The sequence below is a fragment of the Streptococcus mitis genome (assembly GCF_019929545.1).
Lineage (GTDB): Bacteria > Bacillota > Bacilli > Lactobacillales > Streptococcaceae > Streptococcus > Streptococcus mitis_BU.
Window position 1 is genome coordinate 1 of sequence record NZ_JAHZPT010000030.1, and the last position, 21,872, is coordinate 21,872.

General features: G+C 40.6%; 22 protein-coding genes and 2 tRNA genes. 4 read left to right on the plus strand and 20 right to left on the minus strand.

Features of this window, described 5'->3' with window-relative positions; translation table 11 throughout:
• Positions 1-162 precede the first annotated feature (162 nt).
• On the minus strand, positions 163-1,725 hold the full coding sequence (gene guaA / locus K1I71_RS07960) for a glutamine-hydrolyzing GMP synthase (RefSeq protein WP_124787371.1): 1,563 nt from the start codon (positions 1,723-1,725) through the stop codon (positions 163-165).
• Positions 1,726-1,864: 139 nt separating this feature from the next.
• Between guaA and K1I71_RS07965 the strand changes: the two genes are divergently transcribed.
• Positions 1,865-2,563: a GntR family transcriptional regulator gene (locus tag K1I71_RS07965; protein WP_124787372.1), complete on the plus strand. Its 699-nt coding sequence runs from the start codon at positions 1,865-1,867 to the stop codon at positions 2,561-2,563.
• A 41-nt stretch (positions 2,564-2,604) separates the two neighbouring features.
• Here K1I71_RS07965 and K1I71_RS07970 read toward each other — a convergent pair whose 3' ends face one another.
• The 9 genes from K1I71_RS07970 to K1I71_RS08010 all read right to left on the minus strand — a co-directional run bounded on the left by K1I71_RS07970 (position 2,605) and on the right by K1I71_RS08010 (position 11,622).
• Positions 2,605-3,501, minus strand: coding sequence for a DMT family transporter (locus K1I71_RS07970; RefSeq protein ID WP_223330674.1), 897 nt, complete (start codon positions 3,499-3,501; stop codon positions 2,605-2,607).
• Positions 3,502-3,509: 8 nt separating this feature from the next.
• Complete coding sequence (locus tag K1I71_RS07975; protein ID WP_223330675.1) at positions 3,510-4,445, minus strand: serine hydrolase domain-containing protein; 936 nt, start codon at positions 4,443-4,445, stop codon at positions 3,510-3,512.
• Positions 4,442-5,167, minus strand: coding sequence for a CppA N-terminal domain-containing protein (locus K1I71_RS07980; protein WP_223330676.1), 726 nt, complete (start codon positions 5,165-5,167; stop codon positions 4,442-4,444). The genes K1I71_RS07975 and K1I71_RS07980 overlap by 4 nt, the downstream gene beginning before the upstream one ends.
• A gap of 123 nt (positions 5,168-5,290) precedes the next feature.
• Complete coding sequence (gene gla / locus K1I71_RS07985) at positions 5,291-6,196, minus strand: aquaglyceroporin Gla (RefSeq protein WP_000348095.1); 906 nt, start codon at positions 6,194-6,196, stop codon at positions 5,291-5,293.
• Between the two features lie 159 nt (positions 6,197-6,355).
• Positions 6,356-7,522, minus strand: a complete 1,167-nt coding sequence (locus K1I71_RS07990) for an ATP-grasp domain-containing protein (RefSeq protein WP_223330677.1) — start codon at positions 7,520-7,522, stop codon at positions 6,356-6,358.
• A gap of 12 nt (positions 7,523-7,534) precedes the next feature.
• Positions 7,535-8,275, minus strand: coding sequence for an esterase family protein (locus tag K1I71_RS07995; RefSeq protein WP_223330678.1), 741 nt, complete (start codon positions 8,273-8,275; stop codon positions 7,535-7,537).
• Between the two features lie 20 nt (positions 8,276-8,295).
• Positions 8,296-9,120 carry an alpha/beta hydrolase gene (locus K1I71_RS08000; RefSeq protein WP_223330679.1) on the minus strand — a complete coding sequence of 275 codons (825 nt, stop codon included), beginning with the start codon at positions 9,118-9,120 and terminating at the stop codon, positions 8,296-8,298.
• A gap of 136 nt (positions 9,121-9,256) precedes the next feature.
• Positions 9,257-10,471 (minus strand): tRNA uracil 4-sulfurtransferase ThiI, encoded by a 1,215-nt coding sequence (thiI, locus tag K1I71_RS08005; RefSeq protein WP_223330680.1) that lies wholly within the window; start codon positions 10,469-10,471, stop codon positions 9,257-9,259.
• Positions 10,472-10,479: 8 nt separating this feature from the next.
• A complete protein-coding gene (locus K1I71_RS08010; RefSeq protein WP_223330681.1) occupies positions 10,480-11,622 on the minus strand; it encodes a cysteine desulfurase family protein in 1,143 nt (380 codons plus the stop codon).
• A gap of 138 nt (positions 11,623-11,760) precedes the next feature.
• Between K1I71_RS08010 and K1I71_RS08015 the strand changes: the two genes are divergently transcribed.
• Positions 11,761-12,189 carry a DUF6556 family protein gene (locus tag K1I71_RS08015; protein WP_223330682.1) on the plus strand — a complete coding sequence of 143 codons (429 nt, stop codon included), beginning with the start codon at positions 11,761-11,763 and terminating at the stop codon, positions 12,187-12,189.
• Positions 12,190-12,233: 44 nt separating this feature from the next.
• Here K1I71_RS08015 and K1I71_RS08020 read toward each other — a convergent pair whose 3' ends face one another.
• From K1I71_RS08020 to K1I71_RS08035, 4 genes are all read right to left on the minus strand, one after another.
• Entirely contained in the window at positions 12,234-14,537 is a 2,304-nt protein-coding gene (locus tag K1I71_RS08020) for a DNA translocase FtsK (protein ID WP_317628060.1), read from the minus strand.
• Positions 14,538-14,622: 85 nt separating this feature from the next.
• Positions 14,623-16,575 carry a PTS fructose transporter subunit IIABC gene (locus tag K1I71_RS08025; protein ID WP_223330683.1) on the minus strand — a complete coding sequence of 651 codons (1,953 nt, stop codon included), beginning with the start codon at positions 16,573-16,575 and terminating at the stop codon, positions 14,623-14,625.
• Positions 16,572-17,483, minus strand: a complete 912-nt coding sequence (gene pfkB / locus K1I71_RS08030; RefSeq protein WP_223330684.1) for a 1-phosphofructokinase — start codon at positions 17,481-17,483, stop codon at positions 16,572-16,574. The genes K1I71_RS08025 and pfkB overlap by 4 nt, the downstream gene beginning before the upstream one ends.
• On the minus strand, positions 17,480-18,220 hold the full coding sequence (locus tag K1I71_RS08035) for a DeoR/GlpR family DNA-binding transcription regulator (protein WP_223330685.1): 741 nt from the start codon (positions 18,218-18,220) through the stop codon (positions 17,480-17,482). The genes pfkB and K1I71_RS08035 overlap by 4 nt, the downstream gene beginning before the upstream one ends.
• Before the next feature lie 160 nt (positions 18,221-18,380).
• Here K1I71_RS08035 and K1I71_RS08040 point away from each other — a divergent pair.
• Positions 18,381-18,468 (plus strand) — tRNA-Ser (locus tag K1I71_RS08040).
• 114 nt (positions 18,469-18,582) lie between these two features.
• Here the strand turns inward: K1I71_RS08040 and K1I71_RS08045 are convergent.
• The 4 genes from K1I71_RS08045 to K1I71_RS08060 form a co-directional block, all read right to left on the minus strand.
• The gene (locus tag K1I71_RS08045) at positions 18,583-19,506 is read right to left on the minus strand and encodes a hypothetical protein (protein ID WP_223330686.1); all 924 of its coding nucleotides are present in this window, start codon (positions 19,504-19,506) and stop codon (positions 18,583-18,585) included.
• 78 nt (positions 19,507-19,584) lie between these two features.
• A tRNA-Ser gene (locus K1I71_RS08050) sits at positions 19,585-19,672 on the minus strand.
• A gap of 424 nt (positions 19,673-20,096) precedes the next feature.
• The gene (locus K1I71_RS08055) at positions 20,097-20,354 is read right to left on the minus strand and encodes a hypothetical protein (RefSeq protein WP_045607148.1); all 258 of its coding nucleotides are present in this window, start codon (positions 20,352-20,354) and stop codon (positions 20,097-20,099) included.
• Between the two features lie 10 nt (positions 20,355-20,364).
• Positions 20,365-20,550: a helix-turn-helix domain-containing protein gene (locus tag K1I71_RS08060; protein WP_045607149.1), complete on the minus strand. Its 186-nt coding sequence runs from the start codon at positions 20,548-20,550 to the stop codon at positions 20,365-20,367.
• Positions 20,551-20,695: 145 nt separating this feature from the next.
• On the opposite strand from K1I71_RS08060, the gene K1I71_RS08065 reads away from it, so the two are divergent.
• Positions 20,696-20,992 (plus strand): hypothetical protein, encoded by a 297-nt coding sequence (locus K1I71_RS08065; protein ID WP_045607150.1) that lies wholly within the window; start codon positions 20,696-20,698, stop codon positions 20,990-20,992.
• A 308-nt stretch (positions 20,993-21,300) separates the two neighbouring features.
• Here the strand turns inward: K1I71_RS08065 and K1I71_RS08070 are convergent, their stop codons facing one another.
• Together K1I71_RS08070 and K1I71_RS08075 are read right to left on the minus strand one after the other, a co-directional pair.
• Positions 21,301-21,438, minus strand: a complete 138-nt coding sequence (locus tag K1I71_RS08070) for a hypothetical protein (RefSeq protein WP_000969962.1) — start codon at positions 21,436-21,438, stop codon at positions 21,301-21,303.
• Positions 21,439-21,500: 62 nt separating this feature from the next.
• Complete coding sequence (locus K1I71_RS08075) at positions 21,501-21,776, minus strand: hypothetical protein (RefSeq protein WP_001032557.1); 276 nt, start codon at positions 21,774-21,776, stop codon at positions 21,501-21,503.
• Positions 21,777-21,872: the final 96 nt, after the last annotated feature.

Genomic DNA, 21,872 nt, shown 5'->3' on the forward strand with positions numbered 1-21,872 from the left:
GTGCCAACTAAATGAGACACATACAGTTGATTTTTTCTTTTGTGATAAGAGTGGAGTTTTTAGAGGTGCCCTTAAAATATTTCAGCTAAAAAAAGAGAGAACGATTTTGTTCTCTCGAAATCCTTATTTTTCATTTACTATAAGAGTAAAGTATTTATAGCTTTACTCCCACTCAACTGTTGCAGGTGGTTTACTTGTAATATCATAGACGATGCGGTTAACGTGATCCACTTCGTTTACGATACGTACAGAAATCTTTTGAAGGACTTCCCAAGGAATCTTAGCAAAATCAGCAGTCATACCATCGATAGAGGTGATGGCACGGATTGCAATCGTGTAGTCATACGTACGACCGTCACCCATAACACCGACTGAACGAACACCTGTATTAACTGTGAAGTATTGCCAGATATCGCGGTCAAGACCAGCTTTGGCAATTTCTTCACGAAGGATAGCATCTGATTCACGAACTGTTTCAAGTTTTTCTTCAGTAATTTCTCCCATGACACGGATAGCAAGTCCTGGTCCTGGGAATGGTTGGCGCCATACGATATGGTCTGGCATGCCAAGTTCTGTACCAAGGGCACGAACTTCATCTTTATAAAGAGTATTGAGTGGTTCAATCAATTCAAACTGCATGTCTTCTGGAAGACCACCCACGTTGTGGTGTGACTTGATCGTTTGAGCTGTATCTGTACCAGATTCGATAACGTCTGTATATAAGGTACCTTGAGCAAGGAATTTTACATCTTTTAGCTTGCTTGCTTCGTCATCAAAGACATAAACAAACTCGTTACCGATGATTTTACGTTTTTGTTCAGGGTCAGAAACGCCAGCAAGTTTATCAAGGAAACGTTTAGCAGCGTTTGCTTTGACGATATTCAAACCAAACTTACCACCAAGCATGTCCATAACTTGATCTGCTTCACCTTTACGAAGAAGACCGTGGTCTACGAAGATACAAATCAATTGATCGCCAATAGCCTTTTGGAGAAGAACTCCAACGACAGATGAGTCAACCCCACCTGAAAGGCCAAGAAGGACACGTTTATCACCAACAGTTTCACGAATTTTTTGGATCTGCATATCAATGAAGTTATCCATTGACCAGTCGCCTTTAGCCTTACAGATGTTAAGGGCAAAGTTACGAAGGATGTCATTACCGTATACAGAATGACGAACTTCTGGGTGGAATTGGATACCGTAAATGTGTTTATCTGGGTTTTCAATGGCTGCATAAGGGCAGTCAGCTGATGTTCCAGTACGAACAAAGTCAGCAGGAATCTCAGTAACTGCATCACCATGGCTCATCAAAACAGTCTGTTCATCAGGTGTTGATTCAAAAAGAGCTGATGGTGTGTGAGTTAGGGTTGATTGACCGTATTCACGATTTCCAGCATCACCTGCAGGAACAACTTTTCCTCCAAGTTTATGGGTCAATAACTGCATACCATAACAAATTCCCAAAATAGGAATTCCAAGTTCGAAGATTTCTGGGTCAATATCAAATGAACCATCTTCGTATACAGAGTTTGGTCCGCCTGAAAGGATAATTCCTACAGGATTGATTTCACGAACTTCAGCAGCTGAAATTTTATGGCTTTTTAGTTCTGAAAAAACACCAATCTCACGGATACGGCGTGAAATCAGCTGGTTGTATTGGCTACCATAGTCCAATACGATGATTTTTTCGACATCTTTCAAATCAGTTGAAATGTTACTCATCTTTTTCCTTTCTCAAAAGAAATATCTTTTCCAATATTCTAACACAAATAAGGGCGAATTACCAACTAAACAAGGCGAAGTTTGACTTTTTCTAGTTTATTGGGGTACAATAGAGAAAAGATAGAAATGAAGTGAAAATATGCTACCTGCTTATATGAAAATCCATGATCAGATTAAAAAGGATATTGACGATCACCGTTGGGCTATTGGGGAGAGGCTTCCTAGTGAACGAGATTTAGCAGAGCAGTTTGAGGTCAGTCGCATGACCCTCCGCCAAGCTGTATCTCTATTAGTTGAAGAAGGTGTCTTAGAGCGCCGCGTAGGAAGTGGCACCTTTGTTTCTAGTACTCGGGTACAAGAAAAGATGCGAGGGACAACCAGTTTTACTGAAATTGTTAAGTCCCAAGGTAAAGTACCCTCTAGCCAGCTCATTTCCTACAGAAAAACCATTCCCAATGAGCAGGAAGTTGCCAAGCTAGGAATTTCTCCAACGGACAATATTATCCGAATGGAGCGGGTCCGATATGCCGACCAAGTTCCTTTAGTTTATGAAGTTGCTTCTATTCCTGAGAAATTTATTAAGAATTTTAAAAAAGAAGAAATCACCAGTCATTTCTTTCAAACCCTGCAAAAACACGGCTACCGTATCGGTAAATCACAGCAGACCATCTATGCTCGTCTTGCTAAAGAAAAGATTGCCCACTATTTGGAAGTTGAAAGAGGACATGCTATTCTTGGTTTGACTCAGGTTTCCTACCTAGAAGACGGGACAGCTTTTGAATACGTGAAAAGTCAGTATGTTGGCGAACGCTTTGAATTTTATCTTGAAAATAATTAGATTACTAGGCAAAAACTCTCTGTCACGGACAAAGAGTCTTTTTATTTTTCTAAGAGTAAATCTTTCAAAGAAATCAAAGTTACTGCAATTAAAATCATTGCCATGCCAAGAAAATCAATGGGATAAAATTGTTCATTCATAATTAGGAAGGCAAAGAAAACAGCCGAAATTGGCTCAATTGAAGCCAACAAACTTGACTTAACCGGTCCAATCAAACTGGCTCCCTTTAAGAAGGCTGTATAGGCAAAGACAGTCCCGATAAGGATAATGCCCGCAAAAGCGAGGAGAAAATCAAGACTAGTTGGGATAGCAGTCTGTAGAACTCCTGTAAAAGGAAGGGCGACCGAACCTGCTATGACCATTCCCACACCAATGACCAAACTACTCCCCCACTTCTTAATCAAGGCTATGGGCAAAATGATATAAAGTGCGTAAGTCAGAGCAGAAAAGAGACCCCAGAACAGACCTGCAGGTGTCATGGATAACTGGTCCAACTGCCCATGAGTTGCAATCAGGAAGGTCCCTCCAATGGCTAATATGATAGAAACTATCTCTCCCAGTGTCGGTGCCACCTTATCCTTGATACAGCTATAAATCAAAATCCCGACAGGACAAACATACTGAAGCACCGTCGCGGTTCCTGCATTGGTCTCCTTAATAGCAGTTAGATAGGCAAATTGATTGAGGAAGAGACCAATTAGAGCAAAAATGAGAAGAGACAGTAAACTCTTTCTATCCTTTAAAAAGGCCAGCATTCTATCCTTTGCAGTAGCATAAGTCAAGACCATGAGAATCCCACCAGCGATTAAAAGACGCAAGTTGGTCAAAACCAGAGCCGAAATTCCGTGTGCCATCAGGTATTGGCCACTCGTTCCTGACAAGCCCCAAGCAATCCCAGCCACAACTGTTAATAGAGTCCCTTTTAAACTGTTTGACATGTCTCTCCTTACTCTTCTTTGCGAATCAAGTCCATCACTTGATTGCGGTCTACAATCCATTGAGCCCTCTCATCCTTTTCATAGGTACGATTCGATAGGAAAATAGCCGCTTCTTGCTTCTGGCGATTCCACATGATAAAGGTACCTGTATAGCCCGTATGGTCTAGCCAATCTCCATCCAAATTCCATGCCAAAGAACGTTCCTTGTCATCCAAAGGAGAAAAATTTTTACTCAAATCTCTTGCAAAATCATCTGCTAAATAGTTCTCTAAAAAGATTTGTAAATCCTTTACAGTCGAAAACAAACCAGCACTCCCTGCATGTCTGCCTAGGAGGCGAGCCTTGGGATCATGTACCAGACCTGCCTCGACACCTCTAACTGTTGGAACAGCATGCTCAACAGGCCCAAACTGGGTATCCGCCATTCCCCAAGGTTTCCAGACTTGCTCCTGTAAAATCTCATCCAAGTCTTGATTAAAGATTCTTTCCAAAACAAAACCCAAAAGTAAAAAATGGACATCCGAATAAAGAAAGGCTGGTTGACTTCGTCTCTTAAGATGAAACATCGCTTCCTTTAATTCAGGTGCTGTTAAAAGATCACGATTGGGAATAAAAGGATCAAGATCTGTTGCGTGAGTTAAGAGCTGGCGAATAGTGATGTCTGGATAATCACTTTCAGGTAAAAAATCGGTTACCGGTCTGTCAATATCTAATTGACCTTTTTCCCACAAGAAGGTAAAAACGGTACCAACCCCAACAACCTTGCTGACACTAGCTAGGTCATAAACCAGTCCCGGCTCAGTATCCAAGCCATGCTCTGGGGCACTCTGTCCTAAATAGAACTCCGTCCATTTATTGCCCTTAAAATACGCAAAAGAGGCTCCGGGATAAATCCCTGCCTCGATTTGTTCTTCTATTTTTTTAATAATCTTGGTCCACTTCATACTTCTTCAAACCACAATTCAACATTATTTCTATCTTTACCAAGGAAGAATTTTTCAGACTTAGGAATAAAATATTCAGTAGACTCAAACTTCTTACGAAGACTTTCTATATCTAGTTCATTGACCAAGAACTTGAGCATAGATAAGTCCCAAGTAACCGTATTGTCTACAGTCAAATCCTGACCCTGAGCTGGGATAAAATCAAGTGACACCCCAATTTCAGATACTTCCAAGAAACTTTCGATATCAGTTGGAAAATGTAATTCCATAGAAATCTCAAATTTACTTAAAGAAATTGACTCCAGATCTGTTTGAAACTCAGGTTTTTCTCCTACTTCTACTAGATTTTCTCTGTCATCTTCCGCATGAATCAAAACCAAATCAGCTTCTGGAGAGTAAATTTCAAAAGCGTAGCCGTTTTGACCTTTATATAATTGATGAATCGAATCTGTTTTAGATAAGAGTCCTTCAATTTCTAAGGGATTTTCCACTTTGACAATCAATCTAGCTAGTTTTTTTCTTCCCTCTACCTTACGAGTGCGCATACTTGGAGCTTCTTCTAAAACCAGCTTTTCTAGACCTGTTTGATCACCTAGTGACAGAAAGGCTGACTCTTCTAACAAGGCCTTCATGCCAAGGGTTTCTATATAAAATGTTTCATTTAATTTTCTATTATTAACTTTTAAAGTAGGAATAATCCGTACAATCTGATTTACATTCATAAATTCCTCCAACTCTTTTATTTTAAAGGATTTTAGAATTTTTTACAAGAAATTATGCTCAGATTTACCTTTTTTTCGTAAAATTTCATCTAAAAAACCGAGGATTTCCTCGGTTTCAATTTCTTATAGGTAAAGGAATTTGAAGATAGCTACTGCCGCAATTGCTGCTGCGATCGGTGCTACTACTGGTACCCAAGAATACCACCATTTTGAATCACCTTTGTGCTCACCAAGAACTGATTTTGGAAGGAAAGCATGAAGGAGACGTGGTCCCAAGTCACGGGCTGGGTTCAAGGCAGGCCCTGTAGGTCCACCAAGTGATGTTACCAAAGCCATAACAAGGAATCCAAGTGCCAAGTGAGCAATTCCAAGACCTGATGTCATAAATGGCGCTACTTGTTCTTTAGCTTGGTCAAGTGCTGCTGTTACTTGTTCTTGAGGAATTGTTTGACCTTGAGTAGTTGCTTGTGCAACTTGAGCATTGATAGCCGCTTGTGCTTTTGATACTAGTTCAGCACCAAAGAAGTTTTTAGTCATTCCAAGAGCTGCAAAGAAAAGAACAAATGAACCAACAAACTCGTTTACAAAACCGTTAACAGTTGCTGCAAAACGTGATTCTTTTGTACCATTATCCAAACTTGAAATTGTTGAGAAAGTACCCAAGATGTTGTTTGGATTTTCAGTTTTCAAGTAGTATGGGCGGTGTGTTGCCACAACCAAGGCTTGACCAAAGATAGCACCCAAAACTTGTGCGATAATATAAGGTGCAACTTGTGCCCAAGGGAAGAGACCGCTGATTGCAAGTCCAAGAGTGAAGGCTGGGTTAATGTGGTTACCAGATACGTTACCAAACATCAAGGCTGGGATCATAACCCCCATACCATAACCAACAGCGATAACGATCCAGCCACTTTGGTGACCTTTCGTACCTTTAAGTTCAACGTTGGCAACTGCACCATTTCCAAGAATGATCAAAATAGCAGTGGCCAAAAATTCAGTGGCATATTTAATTGCCCATGTGAAATCCATTTGATAGATTCTCCTTAAAATTTTTTAGACAATCCTTATTCTATCAATTTTTATATCTTTTAGCAACAGGTTTTCTAAAAGAATGTATGAGAAAGCGGTTTTATTTCTCTTGTTAAAACAAAAGGATTAAGGAGGTGCATTTCCTTAATCCGAGAGTTCTTATTCTTGACGTTGTCCGAAATCTGCAATCATCTGCTCCATTTCTTGTCGACTCGGAGTTGTCAGCATATAAAGGTAATCCCCTTGAAGTTCCGCAAAGGCCGCTGGCATGATTTTTTTAACCTTGAACTGATGGCTGTATTTGGCAAGCAAGTCCTCCTCAGAATAAACATAGTGAGCATTTGCACGACGGGATGTAGCTAAACAATATTGAGGTTCAAAGTCTGATACTGGGAACTCTTCTCCTGCGACAATAGCAGCATAGCCACGATAAAGATCCAAAGAATGAGCAAAGTTATAAACATCAATAGTGAAACCACCTGCAGGGCGGTTATTGTACTCAATGGCGATGTAATCATCCCCTTCACGGAAGAACTCGATATGGAAGAACCGTTCTTTCATACCAAATTCCTTGACAATTGCCTCACCATATTTACGTAATTTGGGATCCATATCCTTGAGCACATAGTAGGAATTGTCCATCTTGTAAATCATGAGATCAAGCGGTGTATAGGCGTAGTCAAAGGTCGTTGAAAAGACAATTTTTCCGTCCTTATCCACAAGACCATCAAAGGTGCAAATTTCGCTGGAAGTGACAAATTTTTCAAAGAAATAAACGGTCGAATGGTCCCATTCTTGCTTGAAGTGATTGATATCGTCTTCTGTCTCAAGCTTAAAGGTCGCTGATGCTCCCACTCCATTGTCAGGTTTGGCAATCATTGGAAGGCCGATTTCATTCACAGCTTGATCCACATCTGCTTCCGTCTTGATAACAGCTCCAGGTACCACGGGGACGCCTGCTTTTTTGAAAAGTTTCTTCATTTCAGACTTAAATTTCGTCTTTTTGAGATCCTCTGGTTTGGCACCAAAAACATTGAATTGCTCACGAAGACTTGCGTCCAACTCTAGCCAATATTCATTGTGGGATTCGATGCGATCAATTGGACCATGTTTATAAAAGAGAAAAGCAACTGCACGTTTGACTTCATCTATGTTCTCAAGGTTATCTACACGGAAATACTCGGTCAGGCTATTGCGTAAAGGCTCATCCAATTGCTCGTATGGTTCTTGACCAATTCCCAAGACAGTGATGCCTTTATTAGCTAGTTCAATTGTAAACTGTTGAAAGTTTTGCGGATAGTAGGGAGAAATAACAAGGTAATTCATAGGTAACTCCTTTTATAAATAGAGATTTCCAAGGAAATAAGGCATTTGTTTGCGCCACCATTCCCAGTCGTGGGCGACATCGTGTCCCCATTCAGCAAACCAGGCTGGAATTTGTTTCTGGTCAAAGGCTTCTTTGAGCTTGTAAAAGGATGGTAAACCGTCTTGTTCCCAGGGTCCAAGCCCCGTACACAGCACAATTTCTGCCTGACGGTAACGGTCAATAAACCAGCCGTCGTTCTGGTTCCAGATATAATCTACTGGCGAGTTTTGGTAAATGGCATCGTCATTGTAGTAACCGCCGACAAAGAAACGTGCATCGTAAACACCACTAAGAGCAATCACCTTGGTAAAGACATCTGGATGCTGGAGGAAAAAATTGACAGCATGGTAGGCGCCCATCGAGCAACCTGTCGTCATCATACCATCAAACCAACCTGTCTTATGCTTGATAAAAGGAATGGCCTCCTCAATCACATAGCGCTCGTAGGCACGGTGCATCTCTGCTTGGTCGTGCCCATTTTTCCAAGTGGCCAACCAGCTCTCACTATCTACACTGGACAGGGTAAAAAACTGAACACGGCCTTCCTCGATAAAGGAAGCACAGGCATCAATCATGCCAAAATCATAGTATTCGTTGTGACTACCACCTGATGAAGCAAAGACCACAACTGGAATCCCAGCATGCCCATAACGATTGAGGTACATTTCACGGTTAAGGTGACCACTCCAGTGGCTAAGGTTTTCAATATGCATTGGCTTTCTCCTTTTCTAACTTACCATTTCTCTGCAAAAAATCTCAGACAGTCTGGTAAATTTTCCGACCAAGGGATTTCACTATGGATGGCACCAGACTGAACTTTCAGGACAAGATTATCCAGATGAACTCCCCCTGCTATCAAATCATGGTAATAGCAAAGCGACGAGTCAATATAGGCTTGCTTGATATTACCAGCCATCAAGGTCTTGTCTGTATCATCTGCTTCTTCTGTTCCAACATAGATAAAGATACGCTGGTCGGGCGATAGTTTCTGACGCTCGATGTAGCGATTAAAGGCTTCTTGATGGAGCCAGTTGGCAGATGAAAAGACGCCCAAGCAACCAATTTGGTCTTGGTATTCCAAACCGATAAACTGGGTAATATTGCCTCCTAGTGAAGACCCAATCATAGCCGTATGCTGGCAGTCAGCTTTAGTACGGTAGGTCTCATCGATAAATGGCTTGACCACCTCCATAACAAACTCGGCATACTCCACGCCCTTACCGCCAAATTGCTGTCCTGGGATAGGAGATTCTTGGAACTTCCAAGCCGCATACTCATTCATCCGCCCCATACCATCATTATCAATAGCAACGACAATCATGCGACTGATATCAGGATTACGCTTAATAGCTGGGATAATCTTCCATGAATGGCCAATGAAAGACTCCTTGCTATAAAAAACATTTTGCCCGTCATGAAAGTAAACAACAGGATAGGATCGATCCGTGTCTTTCTCATAATCTTTAGGAAGAAGAACACGTACACGGCGTTCCTTACCTGTATAAGGAACCTTGAGTTTGTGTTCTTTCATTTTTAAATAAAAGTAGGATAGATTCATTGTCAGAAAACTCTCTATATTCAAAATTTTATTTTATTATATCACATTTATAGAAAAAAAGTTAGTTTTGCTTCCATTTTTGGAATTAAAAACTAACTTTTTCATCTATTTTTCTAAATTCTTCTGGATTTTCTGATTAGAGGAGATTATCAATCAAGTCATCCACTTCATCTTTTTCAACCTGCGGTGTAATCTCAGTAATCATGATTCCAGCAACTGCTCGCTCTACTAATCCTTCAACATCCATACGCGCTTCGTACTGCTCCGCATTCTTAATCTTAGGATTTGTTTTCGGACGATCTGGCGCAAAAATGGTACAACAGTCTTCAAAAGGCTGGATAGAAATTTCAAAGGTGTCAATTTCCTGAGCAATGTCAATGATTTCCAACTTATCCATTGTCACAACTGGACGGATGATGGGAGTGTTGGTAACTGCATTGATAGCCTGCATGCTCTCCAAGGTTTGGCTGGCTACTTGACCTAGACTTTCCCCATTGATGATAACTAAACCATTTCGTACCTCACGAATACGATCTGTAATCCGCATCATAAAGCGACGAGTTAGAGTCATCAAGTAAGCTTCTGGCGCTTTAGCCTTGATTTCCTCTTGAATCTCTGTAAAAGGAACTTCGATAAACTGGATATTGCCCCCAAACTTGGTTAATTTACGAGTCAAATCTTGGGCTTTTTTAAGGGCACCAGGACTAGTATATGGTGGGCTGGCAAAATGAACAGCCTCAATATCCACTCCACGTTTCAATGCAAGATAACCTGCTACAGGTGAGTCAATCCCTCCTGACAACATAAGCATGCCTTTACCTGAAGTTCCAACTGGCAAACCACCAGCCCCACGAATGGTTTCATAAGAAAGATAGGCTGCTTCTTCACGTATCTCCACCTGAAGATTGATATCAGGACTTTTCATTTGAGCTTGCACATTTGGAATAGCTTCGAAAACAGCTCCTCCAAGTGTTTGATTGAGTTCACGACTATCCAAGTCAAAGTTGTGGTCGCTACGTTTACTAGAGATTTTAAAGGTCATGCCTTCCTTGTAGATATCTTTCATAATCTCTTGGACAGTAGACTTCAGAACTTCTACAGATTTTTCAACCTTATAAACAGGGGAAAAGTTTTGAATTCCAAATACTTGTTTGAGCGATTCTGCTACTGCTGTGTAATCTGCTCCATTGAGGTAAGCGTGGGCACGGTCGCGATCTGCTGTTACCTTAACTTGGGGATAGATAGACAAAACGTCTGAAATATTATTGCGAAGTTTATTGATGAAACGCATACGGTTTTTACCCTTGGTTGACAGCTCACCGTAGCGAATCATAATTTCTGAATACTGCATGAATGCTCCTATCTTACTTTTCTAGTTTGATTGTAAATCAATTTTAACTTGGTCAAGAACTGCTCGACCTGACTCATATCATTTTCAAGGTCTAGGCTAAGACGCACAGCTGACTGAGCCTTATCTTTATCTACTCCCATGGCAATCAGGGTTCCGGCTGGTTTCCCTGCCTTGGACGAACAAGCAGAGGTTGTTGAGATGAAAATATCATAGTCTTCAAAGGCGTGAACGATGACTTCACCACGAACACCCTTGATTCCAAAAGTCAGAATATGAGGGGCAAAGTCTTCCTCATCTGAAAAGACAAAAATATCTGGATAGTCCAGAAGTGCTTGACGAATCACTGCCTTCATCTGCCCAGTCTTGCTAGTAAAGAGATCTAGCTTTTCCATAGACAAGCGAAGAGCCTTGGCTGTCGCTGCAATCCCTGCCACATTTTCAGTTGTCGAACGGTAATCACGTTCCTGACCACCACCTGTTAAAAGAGGCGTGATCTTCTTGCCAGACTTGATATAGACAAAACCAACACCACGAACTCCGTGGAACTTGTGACCAGAGAAAGTCGCGAAATCCACTCGTTCTGTCAGATACTTTTCAGTCGGAATCTTGGCAAGTGCCTGAACCGCATCAACGTGGAAGGAAATAGTCGGCTTGTCTGTCAATAATTCTGAAATAGCTTGAATAGGTTGAATCGAGCCAATTTCATTGTTTACTGCCATGATGGAAACGAGGGTCGTATCAGGTCGTATCAAATCTTCTAACGCTTCAACATCTACAAATCCTTTGTTATCAACTGGAGCAAAATCCACTTCAAATCCTTGAGATTTCAACCAGTGGGCTGACTCTTTGACTGCCGGATGTTCAATGGCTGATACAATAATGTGCTTTCCAAACTGAGCCTTTTCAAAGGCCACACCCTTGATGACCCAGTTATCTCCTTCTGTCCCACCAGAAGTAAAGAAGATTTCATCACTTTTCTTACCGATTAAATCTGCAATCTGTTGCCGAGAAGCATCTAAGATTCGTGTTGCCTGGTCTCCCAAACGATGGAGACTAGATGGATTTCCTAAAATTTTTGAAGCGACCTGCATATAAGTTTCAAGGGCTTCAGGATAGGGCTTGGTCGTCGCCGAATTATCAAAGTAAATCATGTTTTCTCACGCTTTCTAAAATCACTCCTTCTATTGTATCATGAAACGGAGCCTGCGACAAGAAAGGGCAATTTCTCTTTTTTTAAGATTTTTTTAAAGAAATGCGGTATAATAAATTTTAATTAAAGGAGAGAATGTATGTCTAATTATCGTAGAACTTCAAAACCAAAAACAGAACACATCAAAAAAGGCTTTACAGTCTTTCAAAAAACCGTCGCCACTATCGGTAGTATTCTTGGCTTAATTACCGCAAGTATCACTATCATGAACGCCTTGGATAATAACAAAAATACTAAAAAAGAACCTACGACAAGCCAGACGACAACAATTGTCAAAGAAATTCAAAAGGAATCCCCTCAGGAAAACACTAGTCCTAATAAGGAAAATAACACTTCTCAAGAAAAACCACAACAAGAAGAAACACCAAAATCCAGCGTCAAGGAAGAGAAAAAAGAAGAGCAGAAAGCAGCAACTCAGGAATCTACTACTCCTGCTCCAAGTAAGCCTACTACTGAAAATGAAAAACAGTCCAATACCCCAACTTCGGAAAATAAAACTAATCAATAACCACTAAAATAGCCTCCTTCCAAATTTGGAAAGAAGCTATTTTTTTATTGTTGTAAAACTTTTCTTGGTTTGGTACCTTCAGCTGGACCAATGACACCTGCTATCTCAAGCTCTTCCATGAGACGGGTCGCACGGTTAAATCCAACTGACAATCGACGCTGAATCATAGATGCGCTGGCTTTCTGGGTTTCGATCACCAAAGCCTTGGCTTCTTCAAAGAGCGGATCACCACCAGATTCACCATCTGAAAATTCTCCTTCATTTTCAGAAACCTCACCTGGATCAAAACTCTCATCGTAGTCCGCATCTGCCTGAGCCTTGATAAAGTTTACGATGCTTTCAACATCATCATCCGAGATAAAGGATCCTTGGAGACGAACTGGATGATTTTCATCGATTGGTTTAAAGAGCATATCTCCACGTCCAAGAAGTTTCTCAGCTCCATTTTCATCCAAGATGGTGCGCGAGTCTGTACCTGATGATACCGCAAAAGCCACTCGAGATGGGACATTGGCCTTGATCAGACCAGAAATGACATCAACGGATGGACGCTGAGTTGCAAGAATCATGTGGATACCTGCAGCACGCGCCTTCTGTCCGAGACGAATGATAGCATCTTCCACTTCCTTGCTGGCTACCATCATAAGGTCAGCCAACTCATCCACAATTACAACAATGAGTGGTAGCGGAACCTGCTTGTACTCAGACTGAGCATTAAACTCTTCTACCTTGGCATTAAAACCTGCAATATTCCGAACTCCCACCTTGGCAAAGAGTTCATAACGATTTTCCATTTCATCCACGACCTTTTGCAAAGCCTTGCTGGCCTTACGTGGATTGGTCACGACTGGAATCAAGAGGTGGGGAATATCATTGTAAACAGACAACTCAACCATCTTGGGATCGACCATCATAAATTTAACTTGGTCAGGTCTCGCCTTCATGAGGATGCTAGCGATAATGCCGTTAACAGCTACTGACTTCCCTGAACCCGTTGAACCTGCAACTAGCAAGTGGGGCATCTTGGAAAGGTCAAAAGCTCTTGCGGTGCCATTAACTGCCTTTCCTAGAGGAATTTCTAAGAGATTTTCTGCTTTCGTTTGAGATTGTTCCCATAATTCACGGAAAGACACAGTCGCAATCTCAGAATTGGGCACTTCGATACCGACTAGGGATTTCCCAGGGATTGGTGCTTCAATACGGACATCCTTGGCCGCCAAGGCTAGAGCGAGGTCATCTGCGAGATTGGAAATGCGGTTGACCCGTACACCCACTGCAGGCTTGACTTCATACTTGGTCACTGATGGCCCAATTTCGGCCCGTTCAACCGTTACCTTGATACCAAAGCTAGCAAAGGTTTCTTCTAGGATTTTGATATTTTCCCGAACGATTTTCTTCTCTTTAGACTGGTCTTTTGGTTTATCTGGGGCAAAGAGTTGTAAGCTTGGAAGTTTGTATTCGAGGGCTTCCTTTGCTGAAAAATCAACCTGAACATCTTCGTCATCAGAGCCATCTTCCTGTTCAGCGAATTCAAGTTCAGCTTGAGGCAGGATGATTTCTGGTTCCACCCACTCTTCTTCTGGAACAGGAGGAACGTCAAGAACAACATCATCAGTCAGAATTTCACCCGTTTCCATATCAACAGGAGGCATATCGAGTAAGGCTTTTTCAGCCTCTTCTCGTTCTAATCTAGCCTCTTCCTCAGCCTTTTGACGAGCTTTTTCTTCTTGTTTGACAAAGCGTTCCTCTTTTCGACGCTCATGCCCTTCCCGCCATTTGGCAAAGCCTCTACTGAAAAATTCAGCAATATCGTAAACAGACCAAGGACTGACTAGGAGAGCACCCACTAAAATCAAGATAGAACCAATAAAGTAACTACCGATATTTGAGAAGAGAAAGGCTGTTGGCACATAGAGTCCAACACCAATCAAGCCTCCACCAGCAAAACTGGTCGTTCGAAAACCAGTCAGATCAGTCACAACCTGAGCCATGGTCCCTTTTAATACCGACTTATCCAAACCATATTTCCAAACTAAGTAGGCCTCAAAAATCAAGAGCAAGCCAGCAAATATGGTGAAAAATCCAGATAAGAGTCCTTCCTGTTTTCGTATCCACTTGAAGAAGAAGAGATAGACCAGGATACCAAATATTGCCAGATAAGCTAGGCTACCCACCAGCAAGCGAATTAGATTGTAAAGGGTGATACCTGCAGCCCCTAATTTGAAGGCTGCGAAAATCAATAAAAGCGCGATTCCCAACGAAATCAACATTCGTTGAATCGCTTCTTTTCTTTCGAGTTCTGCTTTAGACGGTCTCCGTCTTGTTTTACTTGTATTCTTGTTTGCCATTCTTCTATTATACCATATTTCACAGGCATTTCGGAAAGAGAAAAAGACTGCACCAAACGGTACAATCTTTTCATTTTTCTATTTTTTATGCTTGTGGTTTGCGTAGGTAACCATAGACTACACCACTTACGATTGCTCCTACCAAGACAGACACGAGGTAAAGAAGAGCATTAGAAGTAAGGGCGATAACGAAGATTCCTCCGTGTGGCGCCATTAGTTTGATACCAGTAAGACCAACGAGTCCACCTGCTACTGCTGAACCAAGGATGAAGCTTGGGATCGCACGAGCTGGGTCAGCTGCACCAAACGGAATCGCTCCCTCAGTGATAAATGACAAGCCCATGATGATGTTTGTCAAACCAGAGTTGCGTTCTTCCTTAGTAAATTTGTCTTTAAAGAGAAGAGTTGCGACAAAGATGGCAAGTGGTGGCACCATTCCTCCAGCCATAACTGCTGCCATAGCCACAGAACCACCTGAAGAAACAGTTGCTGCAAGCGTACCTGTACCAAAGACATAAGCCGCTTTATTGACTGGTCCACCCATATCGACAGCCATCATTCCTCCAAGAACGATACCAAGAAGGACAGCTGAACCTCCTCCAAGACCGCCTAGGAAGTCATTCATAGCAGTGTTGATTGCCGCCATTGGGATATTCACAGCTAGCATGACAAATCCAGTCAAGATTGTTCCAAGAAGTGGCAAGAGAAGGATTGATTTTGCACCTTCAAGTGAACGAGGAACTTTAACGTATTTCTTGATAGCAAGAACTAAAGCACCTGCGATAAATCCACCAACAAGGGCACCTAGGAAACCAGATGAGACACCTGCAAGAGTTGAAGTTGCTTCACCACCTGCGGCATAAGGAATTTTACCAAAGGCAAAACCTTCTTTAGCAATAGCACCAGCCACGAAACCTGCTACCAAACCTGGTTTTTCAGCGATAGAGTAGGCAACATAACCTGCAAAGACTGGGAGCATCAATCCAAAGGCTGCACCACCAATTTTCATGAACATAGAAGCTAACTCATGGTAAGAACCAAGATTGCCAAGTTTTTCATTTGGAACACCCAAAGCGCCGTCAATCAAGAAGGCAAGGGCAATCATGATACCACCGCCAATAACAAATGGCAACATTTGAGATACACCACTCATCAAGTGTTTGTAGAAGGCACCACCAAGGCTTTGTTTTTCGTTAGAGGCTGTTGCAGCTTTTGCACCATTAGCGGCACGGTAGACTTCCGCTTCTCCTGAAAGAGCCAAGTTAATCAATTCTTCTGTTTTACGGATACCGTCAGCAACTGGACGATTGATCAATGGTTTGCCATCGAAACGATCCATCTCAACCGCCTTGTCTGCAGCTATGATAACAGCTTTAGCCTTGCGGATGTCCTCAGCAGTTAGTTGGTTTCCAACACCGCTAGCACCGTTGGTTTCAACCTTGATTCCAACACCCATTTCAGCAGCCACTTTTTGAAGGGCTTCTTGAGCCATGTAAGTGTGGGCAATACCTGTTGTACAAGCTGTAACAGCAACGATAAAGTCACCAGAGTCATTGGTAGGTGCTTGAACTGGCTCCTCAGCTTTTTCTGAAGCTTGGTTAAAAAGTTCGATAACTTGGTCAGCTGATGTTGCTTGACGAAGTTTATCAGCAAAGCCATCTTTCATCAAGTATTGAGACAATTCTGCCAAGGCTGCCAAGTGAGTATCATTGGCGCCTTCTGGAGCAGCAATCATGAAGAAGAGGTCAGTTGGTTGTCCATCTAAACTTTCATAGTCAACACCCTTGTTTGACTTAGCAAAGAGAACAGTCGCTTCTTTTACAGCAGCATTTTTGCTGTGAGGCATTGCGATTCCGTCACCCAAACCAGTGGAAGTCAAAGCTTCACGCGCCAAAATTCCTTCTTTAAAGGTTTCAAAATCTGTGACATAACCGTGGTCTGTCAAACTTTTAATCATCTCTTCAATGACAGCTGTTTTTTCAGTCGCCTGTAAATCCAGCAACATGACATCTTTTCTCAATAGGTCTTGAATTTTCATCTTTTTTCTACCTCAACTTTTTCATATGTTTCTTTAATAAATTCTGCCGTTGCCAAGTCATCCGAGAAGGTAGTTGCTGTTCCACAAGCAACTCCCCATTTGAAGGCTTCTACTGCGTCTTTTGATTTAACAAATTCACCTGTGAATCCAGCAACCATAGAATCACCAGCTCCAACTGAATTTTTGACTGTTCCCTTAATAGGTTTGGCGAAGTAAGATCCCTCAGATGTAACAAGAAGGGCACCGTCCCCAGCCATGGAGATAATGACGTTTTGAGCTCCTTTGGCCAGTAACTGACGAGCATAGTTCTCGATTTCATCTAAACTTTCGAGTTTAACCCCAAAAATTGCTCCAAGTTCATGATTGTTTGGTTTGACCAAAAGTGGCTGGTAGTCCAAACTATCAATCAAGGTCTGTCCTTCAAAGTCACAAACGACTTGCGCACCAGTCTTGCGTGTCAAGGCAATCAAATCCTTGTAGATAACATTTCCTAGGTTTTTAGCACTCGAACCCGCAAATACAACCGTGTCTTCTGCAGTTAAACTTGAAAGAATAGCTTTCAATTCTTCTAGCTGAGCCGGTTCAACAGTTGGACCCGTTCCGTTGATTTCTGTTTCTTGGTCTGCTTTGATTTTAACATTGATACGAGTATCTTCTGCCACTTGGACAAAACGTGTCTCGATTTCTTCATCAGCCAAAGTATCTGTGATAAATTTACCAGTAAAGCCTCCGATAAATCCCGTCGCTGTATTTGGAATATCTAAGCGCTTCAAGACACGACTGACATTAATTCCTTTCCCACCAGCAAACTTATCATCACTGTCCATACGATTGACACTACCGACTTGGACTTGGTCCAAACGAACGATATAGTCAATGGATGGATTGAGTGTGACTGTATAAATCATACTTCTATTACCTCCGTTTTCTCCTTAATAGCCTGCAAGAGCTCATGCCCTTGACTTGTGATAACAATAGCTCGTTTGAGTGGTGCTACCTTAGCAAAGCAAGTTTGTCCAATTTTTGATGAATCCACCAAGACATAGGTCTGTTTGGCATTCTCCAAAATAGCTCGCTTCACAGCTCCCTCCTCCATATCAGGAGTCGTATAATAGCCATCGTCCACACCATTCATCCCGATAAAGGCACGGTCAAAGTGCAATTGGTTAATTTGGTTAAGAGCAACGCCTCCGATGCTAGCATCCGTCGCCATCTTGACACCACCTCCAACCATGACAGTTGGAATCTGCTTTTCAACCAACTGAGCAGCATGGTGAATCGAGTTGGTCACGACTGTAACATTCTTATTGACCAATTCATGAATCAAAAAAGCAGTTGTTGTTCCTGCATCGATAAAGATGACATCTTGTTCCTTAATGAGAGAGGCTGCTTTCTGAGCCAACAATTTCTTCTCTTGAAGGTTTTTGACAGATTTTTCTTGAATGGTTTCTTCTTCCTGCAAGGAATGGGGCAATTCTGCTCCACCATGCACGCGACGAAGCTTGTTTTCCGCTTCCAACTCATCCAAATCTCTTCGAACCGTTGATTCTGACGTTTCTAGCAAACTAACTAATTTCTCTAGAGAAACTACATGATGTTGATTTAACTCCTCTAAAATCAGTTGTTTCCGCTCTGTTTTTAACACCGAACCACCTCCTGTTATCGTTTACACTATTCATTCTATCACACTCTCTTTTAAAGTCAAGCATTTTTTTCATTTTCTTTCAAAATCTATCATTTTTCTTATTTCCAGAATTTTTATTGCAAGATAAGAGCCTTTATGGTAGACTATTTGAGTAAGTATTGGAAGATTACTCAAGAGGCTTAAGAGGCCGTGTTGGAAACGCGGTAGGCGTGTAACAGCGTGCGTGGGTTCGAATCCCATGTCTTCCGTAGAAAAGAACAATTATTTTGGGGATGCAACAAATGTTGTATCTTTTTTGCTAATAAAACGAAATAAAGCAAGTAGCTATTATAAACTACTTGCTTTACTTTTTAAACTAATTATCAGATACTACTTTTATCTTTTTTACCTGAAGATTTATCTGTTGAGTTGCCTGTCGATTTATCACTAGACTTATCTTTGTCGTTAGTTTTTGAAACATTGCTTCTGACAACAGTCTCATAACCTTCTGTATTATCAATTAACTCCGTTGCTAGAGTACGATAATCCTCTTGAGAGATAAGCCAGTTGCCATCCTTATCTTTGGTTAATTTGATTTCAGTATCAAAATCTCCAGTAGTAAATGGTGTATACGCTAAGTTAGGGTCAACATCATTATAGATAGTAAAATCATGCCTAAACAGATGCTCAAAAATCCAGTATGAAATTAATGTTTGGTAACGTTTAATATCAACATTTGATCCCGCAGTATTGTACTTACCTAAGTTGTCAATCCCTCCAATTAGAGTAGTTAAAACGTCTCTTGTTGAAGAAGCCAAGCCCTTAGAATGCAACTTTTTAGATGTAAAAGTTACAGTAGCTGAACTCCCTGATTCGTCTAACTTAACATCCTTAATAGAGTAAGAACCAATCTCCTGGAACATTTTTCGTCTTACTTTTAAGAAACCAGTAATTGTTTCTTCTGGTGTTTCAATAGGGAAATCAGCATGCCATTGAACAGAATAGGTAGAGGCTGGTGTAAGACCATCATCTTTTACCTTTTCACTAGTTTGAACCGCAAATACTGCCTCAGTCCATTTTTCATAGGTTTCGCCGTAAATCTTTTTAAACTTAGCAATATCAGTAGTCAAAACTGCATCTAATAAAGTTTCAGCATCTTTTGTAACTTTTTCTTTGACTGATTCTTCTTTCTTATCAGTTTGTTCGGTTTTGTCAGAATTCGACCCTGACTGACTCGGAACTGAAGAACAAGCACCTAAGACAACTGCTGAGAGCGCTAAAATACCAAGCAACTTAACTTTTTTCATAATACACCTCTTTATAAAATTTACTCTTGGAAAAAGTCCCTAAGAGTGTTTCTTTAGAAAATCTCAAGATTATTCTAACGGAGAATGAGGGATTCGAACCCTCGCGCCAGTTACCCGACCTAACGATTTAGCAAACCGTCCTCTTCAGCCTCTTGAGTAATTCTCCAAAAATAAAAATACTAGAACGATTGGATTTATCAAACCTAACATCACGAATAAACATCATTTTTTGTTTATTTAATTTTTAACCGCTTCCTCTTGTATTTTAAAGTAAATACTCTATCAACCAAGATAAAGTATCTAAGTCTATATTCAAAAATTTTTTAAACATCGTACTCAATTATACCCAATGTTCAAATTCAAGAATCATTTCAAAACTATGTTACATAGCCTCTTTTTCTGGATAATTGTTCTTTTTGAAAATCAAACACAACATTACAATAAATCCACAATATACAATCATTATATCATTCAGGGAGATAAAAGTCGGTATATTTTTTAATTTGTTATGTCTAATTTTTGAACGTTAAGTTCATTTTTTTAGTTTTTATAAAGAACTTCAAAATAAAAAACGTTGATTTAACAACGTTTCACCAATTAATAATGGAGCCAAAGAATGTTAGCAGCTCACGAAAACGAAGTCTTAGTTCGAATGAAACAATCTCAAGATCATAATAAGTAACATAGTCTGATTCTTCACCAGCTAGAGTTTTCGCTCTAGGTTTCAATTCTTCAGGCAAGCTTAGATAGTGTTCTTTCAGCGCTTCAAGCCCTCTGATTGCTTTCACCACTCTTTTTGTCGAAGGGAAGAGTGGTTTTTGTTTGTACGGATATTTTCTTGGTCTCATATTTACCTCCTTATCTAAATTCATCTAAGCTGATTTTCAGTGCATCAGCGATTTTGCACATATTCGGCCACGACATCTCTTTCATCCTACCAGCCTTCAGATTTGAAAAATTAGATGGATGGACACCCGATTCCTTAGCTAAACGATACATCGACCAGCCTTTTATTTTTAATTGTTTTTTAATTTCATCCCACATTAAAAACACCATATGTTGTGCTTTTCAAGCACATTAAATCCTTTCTTATACAATATGTTGACAACCAAATATGTTTGGGTTATAATATATCTTGACTAAGACCTCTCATGTTTTAGTCAAAAGAATCAATAGAAAGGAGAAAATTATGGATTTCAATCAAATTGCAATAACTTTTTTAACTTCATGTGTCCCTGCATTTCTTGTTTATCTCACTAATAAACATCAAACCAACGCCAAAATAAAAGAATTAAAAACACAAGCTGAAAGTGAGTTACAGAGACTTGAAAAAGAACATGAATTGAAACTGGATGCCTTGAAACAAAGCCAACAAGTAGATATCACTTCAAAATTTTTCACAGGTGAACTTGATGTCAATAAACTTACTCAAGCAGTTAACGGAATCGCAGAACTTCAAAAAGTTGTAGATAAGCTATCAAAATAATTCGTTGAAAGTGGAGAACTTACTCTGCTTTTTTTAAAATTTTCAAAAGTATTGAAAGCCCACTAGCTAACCCAGCTAGATACCCTCGTCCGTAGTCTGTCGATAAGAATTTCAATAATTCGATTTCTTCTTCAGTCATCTTCCTACTCCTTATCTTTTTTATAACATCGGTACTTCACTATCTGACGGATAGTAAAAGATACAATCACAAATCCTGCTAGGATTATTAAGCCAACATTTTCATCCATTGCTTTTCACGGCAAATGATGGTACACTATCAAGTAGAGGTTGGGGCATCGCCCCTTTCTCTACTTTTTGTTTTGAAGCTTACGTTTGTGTTCTAAGATTTGTTTGTGCCACAAACGTGCTTCTCTGGTTAAGCCTAGTACCAAGATGACGGTTGCAGTGTCCTTGGTTGCTAGGCTTTTTATGATGTGTTCCATCATTCGCCTTACCTCCTTTTTTATTTTGCTCTTAGAGCAATAGCTAGGAGAGGAGCCACACCTCTCTACGCTACCCTAGCTTGTTTAGCCTCTTCAACCTTTTCAAGAACTAAGATTGTAAGAGCCATTTCTTGAAAATCTTTATCATCGAATCCGATAACGTCGCCGTAAACTCTAATTGTTGTCAATAGTGTGTTATACAATTCGTACATATCATCTGATGATAGTTTTTCACGATCTAGGATTTCTCCTAGTTTAAGTGAGCGTTCTCTGCGATTCTTAACTTGTAAGATTTCTTTTGCTAGTGCGATTTGCTCTTGTGTTGTAAGTCCTTTATTCATTTTATTTCCCTCCGGTTTATTTTGGGCACCTCTAAAAACCTATCCAATGGACACCAAAATATGAGATAATAGCCTTATCATAAGATGAGGTTATTA

Excerpts from the sequence above, each read along its gene's own strand:
- guaA (WP_124787371.1), bottom strand. The coding sequence starts at position 1,725 with ATGAGTAACATTTCAACTGATTTGAAAGATGTCGAAAAAATCATCGTA.
- K1I71_RS07965 (WP_124787372.1), top strand. The coding sequence starts at position 1,865 with ATGCTACCTGCTTATATGAAAATCCATGATCAGATTAAAAAGGATATT.
- K1I71_RS07970 (WP_223330674.1), bottom strand. The coding sequence starts at position 3,501 with ATGTCAAACAGTTTAAAAGGGACTCTATTAACAGTTGTGGCTGGGATT.
- K1I71_RS07975 (WP_223330675.1), bottom strand. The coding sequence starts at position 4,445 with ATGAAGTGGACCAAGATTATTAAAAAAATAGAAGAACAAATCGAGGCA.
- K1I71_RS07980 (WP_223330676.1), bottom strand. The coding sequence starts at position 5,167 with ATGAATGTAAATCAGATTGTACGGATTATTCCTACTTTAAAAGTTAAT.
- gla (WP_000348095.1), bottom strand. The coding sequence starts at position 6,196 with ATGGATTTCACATGGGCAATTAAATATGCCACTGAATTTTTGGCCACT.
- K1I71_RS07990 (WP_223330677.1), bottom strand. The coding sequence starts at position 7,522 with ATGAATTACCTTGTTATTTCTCCCTACTATCCGCAAAACTTTCAACAG.
- K1I71_RS07995 (WP_223330678.1), bottom strand. The coding sequence starts at position 8,275 with ATGCATATTGAAAACCTTAGCCACTGGAGTGGTCACCTTAACCGTGAA.
- K1I71_RS08000 (WP_223330679.1), bottom strand. The coding sequence starts at position 9,120 with ATGAATCTATCCTACTTTTATTTAAAAATGAAAGAACACAAACTCAAG.
- thiI (WP_223330680.1), bottom strand. The coding sequence starts at position 10,471 with ATGCAGTATTCAGAAATTATGATTCGCTACGGTGAGCTGTCAACCAAG.
- K1I71_RS08010 (WP_223330681.1), bottom strand. The coding sequence starts at position 11,622 with ATGATTTACTTTGATAATTCGGCGACGACCAAGCCCTATCCTGAAGCC.
- K1I71_RS08015 (WP_223330682.1), top strand. The coding sequence starts at position 11,761 with ATGTCTAATTATCGTAGAACTTCAAAACCAAAAACAGAACACATCAAA.
- K1I71_RS08020 (WP_317628060.1), bottom strand. The coding sequence starts at position 14,537 with ATGGCAAACAAGAATACAAGTAAAACAAGACGGAGACCGTCTAAAGCA.
- K1I71_RS08025 (WP_223330683.1), bottom strand. The coding sequence starts at position 16,575 with ATGAAAATTCAAGACCTATTGAGAAAAGATGTCATGTTGCTGGATTTA.
- pfkB (WP_223330684.1), bottom strand. The coding sequence starts at position 17,483 with ATGATTTATACAGTCACACTCAATCCATCCATTGACTATATCGTTCGT.
- K1I71_RS08045 (WP_223330686.1), bottom strand. The coding sequence starts at position 19,506 with ATGAAAAAAGTTAAGTTGCTTGGTATTTTAGCGCTCTCAGCAGTTGTC.
- K1I71_RS08055 (WP_045607148.1), bottom strand. The coding sequence starts at position 20,354 with ATGAGACCAAGAAAATATCCGTACAAACAAAAACCACTCTTCCCTTCG.
- K1I71_RS08060 (WP_045607149.1), bottom strand. The coding sequence starts at position 20,550 with ATGTGGGATGAAATTAAAAAACAATTAAAAATAAAAGGCTGGTCGATG.
- K1I71_RS08065 (WP_045607150.1), top strand. The coding sequence starts at position 20,696 with ATGGATTTCAATCAAATTGCAATAACTTTTTTAACTTCATGTGTCCCT.
- K1I71_RS08070 (WP_000969962.1), bottom strand. The coding sequence starts at position 21,438 with ATGATGGAACACATCATAAAAAGCCTAGCAACCAAGGACACTGCAACC.
- K1I71_RS08075 (WP_001032557.1), bottom strand. The coding sequence starts at position 21,776 with ATGAATAAAGGACTTACAACACAAGAGCAAATCGCACTAGCAAAAGAA.